16 protein-coding genes and 3 pseudogenes are annotated in these 17,047 nt (G+C 67.3%); 10 read left to right on the forward strand and 9 right to left on the reverse strand.

Going from position 1 to position 17,047, the window contains the following annotated elements:
- Positions 1-51: 51 nt before the first annotated feature.
- Positions 52-120 (forward strand): annotated as a pseudogene (locus A9X01_RS32235) (hypothetical protein); the annotation flags it as partial.
- A 50-nt stretch (positions 121-170) separates the two neighbouring features.
- On the opposite strand, the pseudogene A9X01_RS13995 reads toward A9X01_RS32235, so the two are convergent.
- The 5 genes and pseudogenes from A9X01_RS13995 to hemL form a co-directional block, all read right to left on the reverse strand.
- Positions 171-557 (reverse strand): annotated as a pseudogene (locus A9X01_RS13995) (cytochrome c biogenesis ResB family protein); the annotation flags it as partial.
- A 125-nt stretch (positions 558-682) separates the two neighbouring features.
- Positions 683-1,462, reverse strand: coding sequence for a cytochrome c biogenesis CcdA family protein (locus A9X01_RS14000; protein ID WP_065121357.1), 780 nt, complete (start codon positions 1,460-1,462; stop codon positions 683-685).
- Positions 1,459-2,061, reverse strand: a complete 603-nt coding sequence (locus tag A9X01_RS14005; protein WP_065121358.1) for a TlpA disulfide reductase family protein — start codon at positions 2,059-2,061, stop codon at positions 1,459-1,461. Before A9X01_RS14005 ends, A9X01_RS14000 begins: the two co-directional genes overlap by 4 nt.
- A complete protein-coding gene (locus tag A9X01_RS14010) occupies positions 2,061-2,672 on the reverse strand; it encodes a histidine phosphatase family protein (protein WP_065121359.1) in 612 nt (203 codons plus the stop codon). Before A9X01_RS14010 ends, A9X01_RS14005 begins: the two co-directional genes overlap by 1 nt.
- Positions 2,672-3,991: a glutamate-1-semialdehyde 2,1-aminomutase gene (hemL, locus tag A9X01_RS14015; protein ID WP_065121360.1), complete on the reverse strand. Its 1,320-nt coding sequence runs from the start codon at positions 3,989-3,991 to the stop codon at positions 2,672-2,674. Before hemL ends, A9X01_RS14010 begins: the two co-directional genes overlap by 1 nt.
- A gap of 98 nt (positions 3,992-4,089) precedes the next feature.
- Between hemL and A9X01_RS14020 the strand changes: the two genes are divergently transcribed.
- From A9X01_RS14020 to A9X01_RS14030, 3 genes are read left to right on the forward strand one after another with little or no spacing between them, the layout of a single operon-like run.
- Entirely contained in the window at positions 4,090-4,485 is a 396-nt protein-coding gene (locus A9X01_RS14020) for a nitroreductase family deazaflavin-dependent oxidoreductase (RefSeq protein ID WP_065121434.1), read from the forward strand.
- 5 nt (positions 4,486-4,490) lie between these two features.
- A complete protein-coding gene (locus A9X01_RS14025) occupies positions 4,491-5,651 on the forward strand; it encodes an enolase C-terminal domain-like protein (protein WP_065121361.1) in 1,161 nt (386 codons plus the stop codon).
- A gap of 16 nt (positions 5,652-5,667) precedes the next feature.
- Complete coding sequence (locus A9X01_RS14030) at positions 5,668-6,585, forward strand: ketopantoate reductase family protein (protein ID WP_065121362.1); 918 nt, start codon at positions 5,668-5,670, stop codon at positions 6,583-6,585.
- A 1-nt stretch (position 6,586) separates the two neighbouring features.
- Here A9X01_RS14030 and A9X01_RS14035 read toward each other — a convergent pair whose 3' ends face one another.
- Entirely contained in the window at positions 6,587-7,426 is an 840-nt protein-coding gene (locus A9X01_RS14035; RefSeq protein ID WP_065121363.1) for an SDR family oxidoreductase, read from the reverse strand.
- A 218-nt stretch (positions 7,427-7,644) separates the two neighbouring features.
- Here A9X01_RS14035 and A9X01_RS14040 point away from each other — a divergent pair, with 218 nt between their 5' ends.
- The 4 genes and pseudogenes from A9X01_RS14040 (at position 7,645) to A9X01_RS14055 (ending at position 11,587) form a co-directional block, all read left to right on the forward strand.
- Positions 7,645-8,691, forward strand: coding sequence for a glycosyltransferase family protein (locus A9X01_RS14040; protein WP_065121435.1), 1,047 nt, complete (start codon positions 7,645-7,647; stop codon positions 8,689-8,691).
- A pseudogene (locus A9X01_RS14045) lies at positions 8,688-9,851 on the forward strand (glycosyltransferase); the annotation flags it as partial. The gene A9X01_RS14040 and the pseudogene A9X01_RS14045, both read left to right, overlap by 4 nt.
- A complete protein-coding gene (locus tag A9X01_RS14050) occupies positions 9,777-10,766 on the forward strand; it encodes a glycosyltransferase (protein WP_081282379.1) in 990 nt (329 codons plus the stop codon). The pseudogene A9X01_RS14045 and the gene A9X01_RS14050, both read left to right, overlap by 75 nt.
- Positions 10,763-11,587: a glycosyltransferase family 2 protein gene (locus tag A9X01_RS14055; RefSeq protein ID WP_065121437.1), complete on the forward strand. Its 825-nt coding sequence runs from the start codon at positions 10,763-10,765 to the stop codon at positions 11,585-11,587. Before A9X01_RS14050 ends, A9X01_RS14055 begins: the two co-directional genes overlap by 4 nt.
- 6 nt (positions 11,588-11,593) lie before the next feature.
- On the opposite strand, the gene A9X01_RS14060 is transcribed toward A9X01_RS14055, so the two are convergent.
- A complete protein-coding gene (locus A9X01_RS14060; protein WP_065121365.1) occupies positions 11,594-13,129 on the reverse strand; it encodes an FAD-dependent oxidoreductase in 1,536 nt (511 codons plus the stop codon).
- Positions 13,130-13,399: 270 nt separating this feature from the next.
- Here A9X01_RS14060 and A9X01_RS14065 point away from each other — a divergent pair, with 270 nt between their 5' ends.
- Both A9X01_RS14065 and A9X01_RS14070 read left to right on the forward strand, forming a co-directional pair.
- Positions 13,400-13,666: a WGxxGxxG family protein gene (locus A9X01_RS14065; protein WP_065034449.1), complete on the forward strand. Its 267-nt coding sequence runs from the start codon at positions 13,400-13,402 to the stop codon at positions 13,664-13,666.
- Between the two features lie 164 nt (positions 13,667-13,830).
- Positions 13,831-14,415 carry a hemerythrin domain-containing protein gene (locus A9X01_RS14070; RefSeq protein ID WP_065121366.1) on the forward strand — a complete coding sequence of 195 codons (585 nt, stop codon included), beginning with the start codon at positions 13,831-13,833 and terminating at the stop codon, positions 14,413-14,415.
- Positions 14,416-14,496: 81 nt separating this feature from the next.
- On the opposite strand, the gene A9X01_RS14075 is transcribed toward A9X01_RS14070, so the two are convergent.
- A complete protein-coding gene (locus A9X01_RS14075; RefSeq protein WP_065121367.1) occupies positions 14,497-15,390 on the reverse strand; it encodes a manganese catalase family protein in 894 nt (297 codons plus the stop codon).
- Between the two features lie 108 nt (positions 15,391-15,498).
- Positions 15,499-16,899, reverse strand: a complete 1,401-nt coding sequence (locus tag A9X01_RS14080; protein WP_065121368.1) for an amino acid permease — start codon at positions 16,897-16,899, stop codon at positions 15,499-15,501.
- Positions 16,900-17,047 lie beyond the last annotated feature (148 nt).

Raw genomic sequence — 17,047 nt, forward strand, 5'->3', positions numbered from 1 at the left:
GCCGAAGCCGTCGGCGACCCCGACAGTCTGGCCGCCTCCATCACCGGCCGGCTGCGCGGCTGGCGGACCGCGACCAGACGTCAGGGCGACGCGGTCGAGGTGTCCGCGGAAAAGGGCTACCTGCGCGAGTTCGGCAACCTGGTGTTCCACTTCTCGCTGCTGGGCCTGCTGGTCGCGGTCCGCCAGCCGCGCAGCCGGCCGGTGATGGAGGCGGCCAGACTGTCGGGGTCGCCGACGGCTTCGGCCTCGGCGTGCTTGGGCAGCCGGGCCAGATTGCGCGGCGCGGCCACCGGTGTGGCCCGCAGACTGCGTGCGTGCTCGAGGATCCGCGGCGTCAGGCAGCCGACCAGGGACACGAACAGCAGGACGTAGATGGCGGTGAACCAGAAGCTGGAGAACACGTCGAACGCCTGCAGCTCGTCGAGCCACGGTCCGATAATCGGGTGGGTGTGCAGGTATTCGTCGACCTTGCCGGCGTTGAGGCTGCGCTGCGGCAACAGGGCGCCGGGAATCGCGCCGAGCGCGAGCAGGAAGAGCAGAACCAGTGCGGTCCCCATCGAAGTCAGGGACCGCCAAGTGTTGCGCCCTTTCTGGGCGAGCAGACGCAGAATCGCACGGAAACGGTGCGTTTCGTGCGATTCCGCGTCTGCTCGCGGGAGCTCTGGCGCCACCTTGGAAGCCATTAGATGGGCAGCCTGACGTCGGAGACAAATGCATCGCGCAACCAGGACACGAAGTCGTTCCACACCCCGGTGACCAGGGCCGAGCCGACGGCGATCAGCAGCGCGCCGCCGAAGAACTGGATCGCCCGCGTGTGCCGGCGCAACCAGCCCAGCCCGGCCACCGCGTGCGCCGACCCGAACGCCAGCAACACGAACGGAATCCCCAATCCCAGGCAGTAAGCGATCACCAGGGCGATCCCACGCGCCACGTTGGCGCCGTCGGTGGCCGAGGCGACGGTGATCACCCCGGTCAGGGTGGGTCCCAGGCACGGGGTCCAGCCCAGCGCGAACACCGCGCCCAGCAGCGGCGCACCGGCCACGGTGGTCAGCTGGCGTGGCGTGAACCGGGCCTGGCGCTGCAGGGCCGGGATCAGCCCGATGAACACCAAACCCATCACGATGGTCAGCACGCCGCCGATGCGCTGCAGCAACAGCTGGTTGGTGATCAGCGTGGTGGTCATGCCGAGCACCACGACGGTGCCCAGCACGAACACCGTGGTGAAGCCGGCGACGAACAGCAGCGCGGAGCCGGCAACCCGCCAGCGCGCCGCGGGCGGGGCCTTCACGGTGCCCCGACCGTCTTCCTCGTCAACACCGACCACGGCCGCCAGGTAAGACAGGTAGCCCGGCACCAGCGGCACCACGCATGGCGACGCGAACGACACCAGCCCGGCGAGCAGACACACGCCCAGGGCCACCAGCAGCGGCCCGGCGGCGGCGATGTTGGCGAAGCCGGTCATTGCGGTCCCGGCGTCCGCGCCGGAGCCTCCGCGGCGATCCGTTGCACGACCGGCTGCAGGTCCTCGGCCAGCAGCTCGCGCAGGAACACCGCGGCCACCCGGTGTTGCCGGTCCAGCACCAGTGTCGACGGGATGACGGTGGTCGGATACTTGCCACCGAACGCGATCAGGCTGCGCATCGGCGGGTCGTAGATCGACGGAAAGGTCACGTGCCGGTCGGTGACGAAGTCCTGCGCGGCTTCGCGGCTGTTGTCGCGGACGTCGATGCCCAGGAACGAGACGCCGGACTTCCGAGTCGCGTCGTAGACCCGTTGCAGCTGGGTGATCTCGGCGCGGCACGGGCCACACCACTGGCCCCACACGTTGACGACGACAACCTGACCGGGGAAGTCGTCCAAAGACAGGGTGTGGGCGGGGTCGGTGAGGCTGGGCCCGGACAGCGCGCCGGGCCGGCCGCGGCTTTCGGGCGGGTCGTAGAAGATGTCGGTCTTACCGCCCGGAGAGACGAACTCGAAGGTGCCGCCCTGCGCGACGGCGTCGCGTCCGGAGCACCCGGTGAGCACCCCTACCAGGACCGCGACGGCGATGATGAGCCGCATTACCTAGACGCCGCCGGCTCGGAGTACTCCACGTCGACCAAACGATCACCGTCGTAGACAAGCGACGTCACCGACGCCAAGCCGCATTCCCGCTTGCGCGGGTCGTGCCACAGCTTGTTGCCGGTGAGGTGCATGCGCAGCGTCCACACCGGCAGCTGATGGCTGACGCACACCGCCTCGTGGCCGGCGGCGCGCACCCGCGCCTTGTCCGCCGCGGTGGCCATCCGGGTAGCGATCTCGATGTACGGCTCTCCCCAGGACGGTGTGAACGGGTTGCGCAGCTGCCACCAGACCCGCGGATCGCGCCATGCCCCGTCACCCGGGCCGACCCGGCGGCCTTCGAAGAAGTTGGCCGACTCGATCAGGTCGGGGTCGGTGTCCACCGGCAGGTTGTGCCGGGCGGCGATCGGCGCGGCGGTCTCCTGCGCCCGTTGCAGCGGGGAGGCGATCACCGCGACGATGTCCCGCTCGGCCAGGAAGTCGGCGACCGCGGCGGCCTGCGCCGCACCGGCCTCGGACAGCCGGAATCCGGGCAGCCGCCCGTACAGGACCCCGGAGGGGTTATGCACCTCACCGTGGCGCACCACGTGCACCCGGGTTGTTTCGGCCATCAGGGTCTTTCCTCCTGTGCCGCGGCTTGGGCCGCGGCGGGTAAAGCGTTCGCGATCCGGTCGAAGGCGTCGTCGTCCAGCGCCGCGGAGACGAACCAGGCCTCGAAGGCGCTGCACGGCGGGTAGACACCCGCATCGAGCAGGGCGTGGAAGAACGGCGGGAAGCGCCAGGTCTGGGTGGCGCGTGCGGCCGCGAAATCAGTCACCGGCGTCTCGGAGAAGAACACGCTCAGCATGTTGCCGGCCCGTTGAATCTGATGTGCCACACCGGCATTGGTAAGCGCATCGGTCAGCAGCGCGGCCAGCCGGTCGGCGTTGGCGTCCAGCGCGGCGTACACCGCGTCATCGGCGGCCCGCAGCGTCGCCAACCCGGCCGCCATCGCCACCGGGTTTCCCGACAGGGTGCCGGCCTGATACACCGGCCCCAGCGGCGCCAGCTTCTCCATCACCGCGGCCCGGCCGCCGAACGCCGCGGCCGGCAGCCCGCCGCTCATCACCTTGCCGAAGGTGAACAGGTCGGCGTCGACGGGATCGATTCCGTACCAACCACTTCGACTGACCCGGAAGCCCGTCATCACCTCATCGGAGATCAGCAGCGCGCCGTGCTTGGCGGTGATCGTGCGCAGCGCCGCGTTGTAGCCGGGCGCCGGCGGGACCACGCCCATGTTGCCCGGGCTGGCCTCGGTGATCACCGCGGCGATCAGCTCGCCGTGTGCCGCGAAGGCTGCCCGAACCGCGTCGATATCGTTGTAGGGCAACACAATCGTGTCCGCCGCCGCTGCGCCGGTGACTCCGGGGGAAGACGGCAGACCCAGGGTCGCCACGCCCGAGCCCGCGTCGGCCAGCAATGCGTCGGCGTGCCCGTGGTAGCAGCCGGAGAACTTGATGATCTTTGGCCGGCCGGTGAATCCGCGCGCCAACCTGATCGCACTCATGGTGGCCTCGGTGCCGGAGTTCACCAGCCGGAGCCGCTCGACGGGTGCGACCCGTCCGATGATCTCGGTGGCCAGCTCGGTCTCGGCGGGTGTCGGGGCGCCGAACGACAGGCCGTGGGCGGCTGCGGCGGCGACGGCGTCAACCACCGCGGGATGCGCGTGGCCCAGGATCATCGGGCCCCAGGAGCAGACCAGGTCGACGTAGGTGTTGCCGTCGGCGTCGGTGAGCCGGCAGCCGTGTGCCTCGGTGATGAAGCGCGGGGTGCCGCCCACCGCGTTGAAGGCCCGGACCGGGGAGTTCACGCCGCCCGGAATCACCGCGCAGGCATCGGCGAACAGCTGCGCGGACGCGCGCGTCTGCGCCTTCACCTGGTCAGTCCCCATGACGACTAGTGTCCCAGCCGCCGCGGCTCGTTCAACTACAGGGTGTAAGAGATCACTCGGGTTGTCCTTGCCCGGGGCCGGCGAGTTGGATGGCGATCATGCGATTTCCCCAACGCCTCGCCCGGATCAACCGCTACGTGACCAACCCCATCCAGCGCATGTGGGCCGGCTGGCTACCGCCCTTCGCGATTGTCGAGCACGTCGGACGCCGGTCGGGCAAGGCCTACCGGACCCCGGTGAATGCGTTCTACACCAGTGCCGACGGCACGCCTGGCCTGGCGATTCCCCTGGCCTATGGCCCCGACCGGGACTGGCTGAAGAACATCCGGGCGGCCGGCGGCGCCCAGGTGCGGCGCAACGCCAAGACATTCGGGGTCAGCAACCCGCGGGTGGTCAGCAGGGATGAGGCGGCCCAGCAGGTGGACGGGGCCTGGAAGTCCGTGTTCGGCGCGCTGCCCTTCGAGGAAGTGCTGTTGCTCGACCGGACTTCCTGAGCTCGATGCGGATCACCGCGATCCTCGAACGGCCGGTCGGCCTCGAGGGCGCACCCGCCAACGCGGTTGTGAGTTTCGCCGGCCATACGGTGTCGCTGGTCGCGCTGGTGACCGACGTCGTGCGGGCGGGCAAGCCGGTGGTGGGGGTGGCCTTCGACTCGATCGGCCGGTTCGCCCAGAGCGGCATCCTGCGCGATCGCCTGATCCCGCGGGTTCTGGCGGCGCCGCCTGACACGTTGCTGGACAAGGCTGGGCGCCTTGACCCGGGCGCCGTCGCGGCCCGTGCCCTCACCGACGAGAAGCCCGGCGGACACGGTGACCGCGCCGCGGCGGTCGCGGCGCTGGAGTTGGCCTGCTGGGATCTGCTCGCCAAGCTCGATGACGAGCCCGCGTTCGCCACGATCGCGCGCCGCTTCGGGCGGGAGCCCGCCGACGCGGTACCGGTCTACGCCGCCGGCGGCTACTACTACCCCGACCGCGGCGTCAACGGCCTGCGCGACGAGATCCGCAGTTACCTGGAACAGGGCTACGACGCCGTCAAGATCAAGATCGGCGGCGCGGACGTGCGGGACGACACGGCGCGCATTGAGGCGGTCATCGACATCGTGGGCGCCGGCGACCGGGTGGCGGTCGACGCGAACGGCAGGTTCGACCGCGCGGCCGCGTTGCGGTGGGCGACGGCGTTGGCGCCGTACGGGCTGCGCTGGTACGAAGAGCCCGGCGATCCACTGGATTTCGAGCTCAATAGCGCGGTGACGGCCTGCTACGAAGGCGCGGTGGCCACCGGCGAGAACTTGTTCTCGGTGCCGGATGTGACCAATCTCGTTCGCTACGGCGGTATGCGGCCTGGCCGCGATGTTTTCCAGATGGACGCCGGGCTGAGCTACGGGCTGGGCGAGTACGCGCGCATGCTTGGGGTGCTGGAGGCGCACGGCTTCGACCGGCGGCGCGCCTTTCCGCACGGCGGACACCTGATCAACCTGCACATCGCGGCTGGCCTGGGATTGGGCGGGTGTGAATCGTATCCGGGAGTATTCCAGCCTTTTGGCGGTTATTCGGCGGGCTGCACGCTGGCCGATGGTCGGATCGCGCCGACGGACGCGCCGGGATTCGGGCTGGAGCAGAAGTCCGGCCTGGCCCAGGTGATTGCCGAGATGACCACATGAGCCGGGGAGCGCACGGATGAAGATCGCCATAATCGGTTGCGGTGCAATGGGTTCCATCTACGCCGCCAGACTGGCCATGGCGGGTGACGATGTGTTGGTCGTCGACCGCACCGAAGCCGGCGTCGACCACATCACCCGCAACGGGCTGCGGGTCAGCGGTCCCGGTTACGACCAGACCGTGCCACTGCGCGCCGCGACCACCGCGCCCGCCGAAACGATGGACCTGATCGTGCTCGCCGTGAAGGCCGCCGACGTGACGACCGCTGCACAGCAAGCACTTCCGATGCTGGGCCCGGACACACCGGTACTGACGATCCAGAACGGGCTCGGCTCGGCGGACACGGTCGCCGGCATCGTCGGAGAACAGCGGGTGGCGGTCGGCATCGCCAGCGGGTTCGGTGCCGCGCGGCTCGGGCCCGGCCACGTGCACCACAACGCCATGCGCGCGATGCGCTTCGGCGCTTATTCCTCGTTGCCGCACAACATGGTTCAGTCAATTGCCGACACCTGGACTCGAGCCGGGTTCGACGCGGCCGCGGTCACCGACATCGCCGCGATGCAGTGGGAGAAGCTGATCTGCAACGTCGCCTACAGCGGGCCGTGCGCGCTGACCCACCTCACCGTCGGAGAGGTGATGGACGATCCGGAGATGGGCCCGGTCAGCCGGGCGGCGGCCACGGAGGCATGGCACGTCGCACGCGCGTTGGGAATTGGGATCGCGGTCACCGATCCCGTCGCGCACGTCCGGGATTTCGGGGCCGCGATGCCCAACGCCAAACCCTCGGCGCTGCTGGACCACGAGGCGCACCGGATCAGCGAGATCGACGTCATCAACGGCGCGATCCCCCGCCAGGGCGCACGGGTCGGCATCGAGGCACCGGTGAACGCCACCGTGACCGCCTTGGTCAAAACGATCGAACGGCAGTGGAGCTGAACTAGAGAATAGGCCTGCCGCCGGTCACCGCGACCCGCGCGCCGGATACATAACTCGCATCGTCCGAGGCGAGCAGCACGTACACCGGGGCCAGTTCCGCGGGTTGTCCCGCGCGGCCCAGCGGCACGTTGTCCCCGAACGACTTCACCTTCTCGGCCGGCATGGTCGCCGGAATCAGCGGCGTCCACACCGGGCCGGGTGCCACGCTGTTCACCCGAATCCCCTTGGGGCCTAACATCTGAGCGAGACTCGCCGAGAAGTTGGCAATGGCCGCCTTCGTCGCGGCGTAGGGCGCCAGCTTCGGGTTCGGCGCGTCGGAGTTGACCGACGAACTTCCGATGATCGATGCGCCCCGACCCAGGTGGGGCAGGGCCGCCTTGGTCAGGTAGAAGTACGCCCCGACGTTCAACTTGAACGTGTGGTCCCACTCCTCGTCGGAGATCTCGTCGAGCTCCTCGTGCATCATCTGGTAGGCGGCGTTGTTGACCAGCACGTCGATGCGGCCGAATTCCGCGACGGCGCGATCCACGACGGCGCGACAGTGCTGCGGATCCGACAGGTCGCCGGGCACCAGTACGCACTTGCGCCCGGCGTCTTCGACGTAGCGCGCAACGTCGCGGGCATCCTCGTCCTCGTTCAGGTACGAGATCAGCACGTCGGCGCCTTCCCGGGCGAATGCGATGGCCACCGCACGGCCGATCCCGCTATCGCCTCCGGTGATGATCGCGCTCTTGCCGGTCAGTCTTCCCGAGCCCCGGTAACTGTCTTCCCCGCAGTCGGGAACCGGGTCCATTCGGCTCTGTACGCCGGGAACATCCTGCTGCTGCTCGGAAAATCCCATGCCCGTTCCTTTCCGGATGTGTTGAGTCGCTGAGGCATAGCTGGATAGCCCCTGACTCTTCCGGTAAACCACGTTTGACGTTGCGACTCCCGGGTATGTCAGCACTCGCTCGTTCTTCAGCAGTCAGGAACGCTTTCGTCGCTGGGCTCCACCACTGGAATGAACCCAGCACCTCACTCATGCCCTGGGGGTGAACGTCGTTGCTGCGGATCGCTTCGGTGCCGGGTTCCCACGTCTACGTGCGTCACCTTGCCGACCCCACCGCCGACTGCGTTATGCGACTCGATGACCCGGTACCGGCCGACGGCCGTACGGTGCCGGGGGGCTGGTGGCCGCCGCTGATGCTGGAGCCAGGGTGGGTGAGCGATCATCACCAGGATTTCGACGTGTTCCACGTCCACTTCGGTTTCGACGCCACGGGCCCCGAGGTGTTGACCGAAGTGGTCCAGGAACTCAAGATGCACGACAAGCCGTTCGTGTACACGGTGCACGACCTGCGCAATCCGCATCACGGGGAGCCAGCGGCGCATATCGAGCAGCAGAACGTGCTGCTCGCCGCCGCGGACGAGCTGATCACGCTGACGCCCGGTGCGGCACGGGAGATCTGGCGCCGGTGGCAGCGGCAGGCACGGGTGTTGCCGCACCCCCACGTCCTGGACAGGGACCGCATCGAGCGTCCCCGTCCGCACGACCGTCGCTTCGTGGTCGGCGTGCACGCAAAGAGTCTGCGCGCCAACATGGATCCATTGCCCGTGGTGACCGCGCTGACCGAGATCACGTCGTCACTGCCGGGTGCGATCCTGCAGATCAATCTGCACGATGAAATCTTCGACCCGGCCAACTATTGGTTCTCCCCCGAGGCCGGCAAAGCCTTGTTGGACTTCGACCGCCACGCCCACGTCGACGTCCGAGTGCATCCGTATTTCTCCGACGACGAACTTTGGGATTATCTGGCTTCGCTGACGGTATCGGTGTTGCCGTACCGGTTCGGTACCCACTCCGGCTGGCTGGAGGCCTGTTTCGACCTGGGCACCGCGGTGGTGGTGCCGAGTTGCGGGTTCTATGGCGAGCAGCGACCCTGTCACGTGTTCGACCTCGGTGAGGATCACTTCGACGAGTTGTCCCTGGGTCGGGCGATTCGCGCGGCCCACGACCGTTGGGCCGCAGGACAATCCGGTCACCGGGCCCGGTGGCAGGACCGGCACGCCGAGCGTCGGCGACTGGCCGCTGCGCACCGCGAGATCTACCAGAGCGTTTTGGTATGACGAATTCGCTGCGGGTGGCCGTGATTGCCTCGAATCGGTTCCCCATTCGGGAACCCTTCGCCGGTGGACTGGAGGCCCACGTCAGTCACCTGTCCCGCGCGCTGGCGTCCCGCGGGCATCGGGTATCGCTGTTCGCCGCACCCGGTTCCGATCTGGCCCCGGGTTGCGAAGGTCTGGCGGTGCGCTTCCTCGAACTGTCCGAGTCGGCGCGGCATGACATTTCGATGCCCGACGCGGTCTTCATGTCGGACCACCACGCCTACCTGTCGTTGATGCTCTGGCTGGCGGGACCTGGCGCCCGGCAGTTCGACGTAATCCACAATCACAGCCTGCATTACCTGCCGGTGGCGATGGCTCCGGCCCTGTCCATCCCGATGCTGACCACCGTGCACACGCCGCCGACCCCTTGGCTGGAATCCGCGATCGACGCAGCCGCGGGCGAAGGCACCCGATTCAGCGCGGTGTCCCGGCACACCGCGGATGCCTGGCGGAAGGTGATCGACGACATGGCCGTGATCCCCAACGGAGTCGACACGCGCATGTGGCCGCTCGGGCCGGGTGGACGGGCTCTGGTCTGGTTTGGCCGAATCACCGCGGAAAAAGCGCCGCATCTGGCGATTGCCGCGGCCCGGCAGGCGGACCGTCCGCTGGTTCTGGCCGGCCCCATCTCCGATGAAAGTTATTTCGCCGAGCGGATTGCGCCGCAACTGCACGGCAACATCACTTACGTCGGTCACCTCGAACATCAACGGCTGGCCCGCCTCGTAGGCGAGTCCTGCACAGCACTGGCGACACCGGCGTGGGACGAACCGTACGGTCTGGTCGTCGCGGAAGCGATGTCATGTGGCACCCCGGTGGTGGCCTTCGCGCGCGGCGGGATCCCGGAGCTCATCGACGACGACTCGGGCCGATTGGTGCCTCCCGACGACATTGCCGCCATGGCGGCGGCGATCGACTCGACGGTCCGGCTGCCGCGAAACCGGGTGCGCGAGCGAGCCATCCGGCACTGCTCGGCTAGGGCCATGGTCACCGCGTATGCCGACCTGTACCAAAACATGATCAACGACGTTGCACTGCGGAACTGAATGATCGGCTATTACATCCACCACCACGGCTTCGGCCATCTGGCCCGGGCCACCAGCGTCTGCGCCCAGCTGCGCAGGCCGGTCACGGCGCTTACCTCGCTGACCATCGAAGGCGCGCACCCGTTTTCAGCGATCGTCCAGTTACCCCGCGACGACCAGGCCGAAGAGGTGCGCGAACCCACCGCGCACGGTGCGCTGCATTGGGCGCCGCACCACGATTCGGGATACACCGCCCGGATGAGCGCGATCGCCGATTGGGTCGCCGACGCGCAACCCGAAGTCGTGGTGGTCGACGTCTCGGTGGAGGTCGCGATGTTCGTCCGGTTGCTCGGCACACCGGTAGTCGTTGTAGCCCTGCCCGGCAAACGCACCGACGCACCGCATTTGCTGGTGCACCGGATCGCTGACCACATCCTCGCCGCATGGCCGAAGGCGTTGTGCGTGCCCGCCTGGCTCAGGCAGTACGACGACAAGACGAGCTATGTCGGCGGTATCAGCCGATTCGAGGGTCGCCGGGCCGACCCGAAAACCATGGATGACGGGCGCGTGCTGGTGCTGGGCGGCACGGGTGGCGACTTCGGATCCGGTTGCGGCTCATCGGTTCCCGGCTGGACCTGGACGGCGTTGGGCGGCGGCAACGGTTCGTGGAAAGACGACCCGTGGCCGGAGATCCGCGCCGCCGACGTCGTCGTCACGCACGCGGGACAGAGCTGCGTTGCCGATGTCGCCGCGGCGCAACGCCCCGCCATCGTGATCCCCCAAGCCCGCCCGTTCGACGAGCAGCAAGCCACCGCTGTGATGCTACGGCGGCATCAGCTCGCCGTAGTGGCGCAAGACTGGCCGGACGAGCGCGCCTGGCCGGCGCTGCTGACACACGCCCGGGCCCGGAATCCGCAGCGGTGGCAACGCTGGCAGGTAGCCGGTGCCGCGCAGCGCGCCGCCGCAGCGATCGAATCGACGGCACTGCGGTGCAGGGCGCTCGCCCGGTGAAGACGGCCGCCGTCACCATCGCGCACGGCCGGGCCGCCCACTTGCGCCGCCAGCTCGAGGGGCTCGCCGCCGGAAGTGTGCAGCCGGACACCCATATCGTCGTCGCGCTGGGAGACAACACGATTGCCGGCGTCGTCGCTGACGCGGCCGCACCGGTAGAGGTGCTCGAATACCCGGCTGCCCACCCGCTGCCGCTGGCAGCGGGACGCAATGCCGGTGCCGCTGCGGCGTTGCGGAGGGGAGCCGACCTTGTGATCTTCCTTGACGTCGACTGCATCCCCGGCAGCAACCTCATCGAGCGGTACCGTAGCGCCGCCGACGAACACGGCGAGGCGCTACTGTGCGGACCGGTCACCTATCTGCCGCCGCCGGGGCCGATGGGTTACGTCGTCAAAGACCTGCACAACCAGCGTGATCCGCATCCGGCGCGGCCAGCCCCGACGCCCGGTACCGCCGTGGCCACGACGGACTACGCGCTGTTCTGGTCGCTGTCTTTCGCCGTGCACGCTCAGACATGGCGACGGATCGGCGGATTCTGTGAGCAGTATCGCGGATACGGCGGCGAGGACACCGACTTTGCGCAATGCGCTGCGGCGCAGGGCGTCCCGATGTGCTGGGTGGGCGGAGCGGACGCCTTCCACCAATACCACCCGGTGACCGATCCGCCCGTCGACCACCTGGACGACATCGTGCGCAACGCCGCAATCTTCCATCGGCGCTGGGGCTGGTGGCCCATGGGTGGCTGGCTGAGCGCATTCGAGTCCGAAGGACTGATCAGCCGCGATGCCGACGGGCGCCCCCGCCGGGTGGAAGTCACCTAGTCCAGGTCACTTGGTCCGGGTCAGATCCGTGGTCGCGGGTCCCTCGAGCAGCGTGCCGTCCGGCGCGAATCGGGATGCGTGCAACGGGCATTCCCATGCCTTGTCCGCGTCGTTCCAATTCACGATGCCGCCCAGGTGGGTGCACACCGGAGAGACCTTGTGCTCGACCCCGTCGACCACGCAGCGGGCCTGCAGATTCCACGGCGGGCCACTGACCACACCGCCCTCGTCCTTCTTCGGTTCCGGCCGCCCGATCCGGGTTGCCGGCGTGACCCAGCCCTTCGCCAGGTTGAAGCCCACCTCGAGGTTGGCCGACAGCGCGGTGGTGATGCCGGACAGCTCGTGCGGACTCCAACTGGCGAACGCGTCGGCCCAATCCATCCGGCCGCCGAGGATGCGACTGGACAGCGCCAATGCCGCGGCGGGGCCGTTGGTCATTCCCCACTTGTTGAAACCCGTTGCCACGAAGATCTTTTCGTTGTTCGGCAGAATCGGTCCCACGTACGGCAGCTGGTCGATCGGCGTGTAGTCCTGCGCCGACCAGTAATGGGTCTGCACCGCACCCGGATAGTGCTTGCGCGTCCACTTGTCCAGTTCGTCCAGCGCTATCGTGGGACTCTTCTTGCGGCCCACCGTGTGCCCCGCGCCGCCCACTATCAGCAGCTCGCCGTCAGCGGTGGGCGCGTAGCGGACCGAGCGGGTCGGCGAGTCGGTGGAGATCATCATCGGCCGGGTGATCTCGCCCGGCACTTTGTAGGCCATGCAATAGGACCGGCTGGGCTTCAGCCGGGCGAAATAGCCGCCGCGGTCCAGGATTGGGATGCCGGTCGCGAGCACCAATTGCCGGGTGAACACGTCGGCGTCCGCCTCGGTGCCCTCGTCGGTCTGCTCGCCCCCGCCGGTGTTGACGTGCAGCCGCAGACCGTCGCCCTCGCTCGAAACTTTGCGCACCCGAGCACCTTCGACGAGTCGCCCGCCGCGGTCGAGCAGCTCCACGACCAGGCTGTCGAGGAATGGGAGCGGGTCGAACTGCGCCTGGTTGGGCAGGCGCACCCCGCCGTGGTAGGGAAACGGCACGTCGGCGCGGTCATCCCAGGTGACCGGGAGCCCGACGGCACTGCAGGCCAGCCACTCCGCGCGTGCCGAGGGCACGCCGCGGGCCGATTGCGCGTAGGTGTAGGCGTCTTCGCGTTGCACGTCGATGCCGTGCTCATCGCAGTGGCGCAGTACCCAGTCCATGCCCTCGCGATTCCCCTGCACGTAGGCCTGCGCGGTGCCACGGCCGTGGCGGGTGATGATCTTGCTCAAGTGGGTGCTCTGCAACAGGCTGAGCTTGGCGGTGGTGTTACCGCTGGCGCCCGCGGCTACGGTACGGGCCTCCAAAACCAACACATCCTTGCCCGCCCTGGCCAGCAGCACCGCGGTGATCAAACCGGTGATGCCGGCTCCCACGACGACGACATCGGCCGAGCCCCCAAGATTCTGGGAGGTTCGGTCGGCCCACGAGACCGAGCCGCGATTATCAAGCCATAGAGACACCATGGCGGTTCTGGTACCCCGGCCCGCCCTGGCGGAAACAGCCGACGGCCCGATTTACTTCGCATAACGACAAGGTATTTCGCAGCGCGTCGGCTGCGCGGCGAATCGAGTATCCGTTATGTGAAGCACTGGTTTTCACAATGTTTCATGTGCAATCTCGGGGGTATCAATTCGATCGCGACGCCGGAGTTTTCTGCTCCACGTCGACGGATCAGAGAACTCTGGTTCGAATCCGGTTCCGGTCGTTCACGATCGAAAAAGGAGTACTCAATAATGCGTACCGCAATTGCCACCCTTTGCGCCGCCTCGGCACTCACCTTCGGTGGAGCAGGCATCGCCAATGCCACCGTCGACCACGCGCCGGTCCCGTCATCGACGACAACCACCGTGGCCGAGCCCGAGAACACCAACAAGGAAAGCGACAACTCGGGCCTGTGGGGCCTGGCCGGCTTGCTCGGCCTCGCCGGACTCGCCGGACTGAAGCGTCGCCGGGACAACAACGTCGTTGACCCCGCCGCGGGCCGTCGGCCGACTGTCTAATCCTTGACACGGACACGCCTCCGTCAGCGCCCGCGCTGATGGAGGCGTTGTTCTTTGCTGAATCTTTCGGCGCCGCTGCGCTTCTGCGCCTTCTGCGTGCTGCGCTGTTTTCGGTCGATCTGTCGCGGGTACTTCGGGCGCATCCAGGTTAGGGAGGCCATCACATGGACGCATTGACATTTCTGCGCGCAGATCACAAGAGCGTGTTGGGCATGCTGGAAGTGCTGGACGGAGCACCGGAAGGCACCGGCGCGCAACTCAGCGGCCTGGAAACGATGGTGAACAACCTCATCATCGCCGAATCGCAACACGAGGCGATCGAAGAGCAGTTCTTCTGGCCCGCGGTACGGCGTGCCCTTGACGACGGCGATGAACTGGCCGATCACGCCATCGCGCAGGAGGAAGCCGGAAAGAAGCTGCTGCAGCGGCTCGAGGATGGTCGCCCGGGCGAGCCGGGCTACCACGAGGCGCTCAAGCAATTCGTGATAGCCGGTCGCGAGCACATCATGTTCGAACAAGACGTTGTGTGGCCCCGGTTCGCCGCGGCGGTCGATCACGACGAGCTCGAGGTCATCGGCAGGCGGCTGGAAACCGCGAAAAAGGTTGCGCCGACGCGCCCGCACCCGAACACACCGTCGGACTCCATCACTCAGAAGACGATGGGGATGGGTGCTGCGGTGGTTGACCTGGTGCGCGATGTGGCGACCGGGCGGGAGGCTGACAACCCGCCGGACCCGCAGATTCACTGACGCCGACGCGCACGTCAGCACAAACAAAGGCCTGGCGGCCCCTGCACTGGGAACCGCCAGGCCTTCGTCCTGCCGAACGGTCTAGGTGGTCGGCATCCGCTGCTCGTGCGTGAACGGCTTCTCGTCCGGAACCGCAGGCGAGCCTTCGGGATTGGTGTCGGCGCCCTTGTTCTTCCGGATGGCGCTACCCAGCCACTCCTCCGTCGGCTTCTCCACGTACTCCCATTCGATGCCCTCCGGCCACGGACCCTGACCCTGGTTCCACGGGCCGCGCACCGAGTCGCCACCGTTGGACATGTTGAAGGCCACGTTCTGGAACCGCGAGTCACCCGAAAGGGTCCCCGGCGGGAAGTTCACCGGCAGCTCGTTAAGGGCGGCGGTGAACTGCTGGTAGTGCGCGACCTCGCGAGTCATCAGGAATGTCAACGTATCCTGCACACCCGGGTCATCGGTGAACTGCTTGAGGTATTCGTAGACGATCTTCGCCCGCGACTCGGCGGCCAGGTTGTTGCGAAGGTCGACCGTCGGGTCACCGTTGGCGTCGATGAACGCACCCGTCCAGTTGTTGCCGGCGGAGTCTTTCGCGTCCGGCCCGCCGCCGCTGAGCACCAAGAACATCGGGTTCACCGACACCTGGTGGATGGCCTGCTCCCGACCATCCTTGCTGGCCACCGCGGGCATCCAATCGCACCGCTCGTTGGCCAGTTTCAGATCGTCGTTCAATCCATCCAGCAGCATGGTGATCATCGATCCGACCATTTCCAGATGGCTCAATTCCTCCGTGGCGATATCCATGAAGAGGTCGTACATCTTGGGATTCTTCTCCCGCAGAACGAAAGCCTGAATGAAATACTGCAGGGCGGCGGTCAGCTCTCCATTGGCTCCACCGAACTGCTCCATCAACAATGACGCGAACCGCGGATCCGGCTGGCTGACGCGCACCTCGAACTGCAAATCTTTATTGTGCACAAACATTTATTTCTCCCAGGGCTGTTAACACCGTGTCTTCCTCGACCCGATTCGCCCGATTACCCGTACTGCGGCGGTCCAAACGGGATCCGCCGCAAATCCACCGCCCCGCGGTCAGTTCGGCCGCGGATCGCCCTCCGCCCGAGACACCCTATTTATTTCGTTGCCTGCCAGTCTATTTCGTCTCGTGAACGGTGCGGCGAAATACACCGCGACCACCACCGCCCAGGACAGCAGGCTCAGCCACAGCTGACTGCGAGCGGTGTCGTCGAACGCCATCTGCACCAGCACCGCAACGATTCCCGCGGCCGTCAGGACCGAAAGCGCCGGAAACAGCCACATCCTGACGCGCAGCTGCCCCGCGGGTGTGCGTCGTCGCAGCACGATCTGGGAGAGCGCGATCAGCAGGTAGACGAACAGGATCACGGCGCCGGATGAGTTGAGCAGGAACAGGAAAACCGTGTCGGGCGACAGCCAGGCCATCAATACACACAGGAAGCCCACCACCGAGGAGAACAATATGGCGACGGCGGGCACCCCGCGGCGGCTCAGTTTGACCAGCCGGCCGGGCGCCTCCCCACGGCCAGCAAGCACGAACAGCATCCGCGACGAGGTGTACAGGCCGGAGTTCAGGCACGACAACACCGCGGTCAGCACTACCGCGTTCATGATCTGGTCTGCGCCAGGTAGTCCCATGTGCTTGAGTGCGGCCACATATGGCGATGTTCCGGGTTCCATCGCGTTCCACGGCGTGATCACCACCAGCAGCAGGACCGAACCGACAAAGAAGACCACGATGCGCGCCACCACCGACCTGGTCGCCCGCGCGATGGCCCGCTCGGGGTCCCGGCTCTCCGCGGCCGCGATGGTGACGACTTCCGCGCCCACCATGGAGAAGATCACCACGACCACCGCGGCGAACACCGCCCCGACACCCGCGGGAAAGAACCCGCCCCGCGCGGTCAGGTTCGAGAAATCCAGGTGCCGGCCCGGCCACCAACCGAGCACAAAGGCCGTCCCGAGTGCCAGAAAGGCCATGATCGCCGCGACTTTGATTCCGGCGAACCAGAATTCGAATTCGCCGAAGGACGACACCGAGAACAGGTTGGTGGCGGTCATCAACACCATCAGGCCCAGCGAGAGCAGCCACAGCGGCGCTGGAAACCAGTAGTTCAGCACCTTGCCGCCGGCAACCGCCTCAAAGCCGACGACGATCACCCAGAAGTACCAGTACAGCCAGCCCACCGAGAAGCCCGCCCAGCCGCCCAATGCGGTCGCCGCGTAGTCGGCGAACGAGCCCGTCGAGGGGTTCGCGGTTGCCATCTCGCCCAGCATCCGCATCACCAGCACGATCAGCAGGCCGCAGATCGCGTAGGTCAGGAACGAGGCCGGCCCGGTCTTGGCGATCACCACGCCCGACCCGACGAACAACCCGGCGCCGATCACGCCGCCCAGGGCGATCATGCTGAGCTGCCGTTGCGAGAGGTCCTGGCGCAGCTGCGAAGTGCTAGCCATGGCTAACCACAACACATCCGCGCCGTGCGCACCACCGGGTCCACGTTCGCGGGGGAGAAATCACGCCGCCATTACAGGTACCTTGCGATACGGCGTGGCTCGTCCCGAAAAGGCCTGTCGGCGCGGCAAAATTGCCCCCGTGGCCGAT

It is taken from the genome of Mycobacterium asiaticum (genome assembly GCF_001668675.1).
In the GTDB taxonomy this organism is placed as follows: domain Bacteria; phylum Actinomycetota; class Actinomycetes; order Mycobacteriales; family Mycobacteriaceae; genus Mycobacterium; species Mycobacterium asiaticum_D.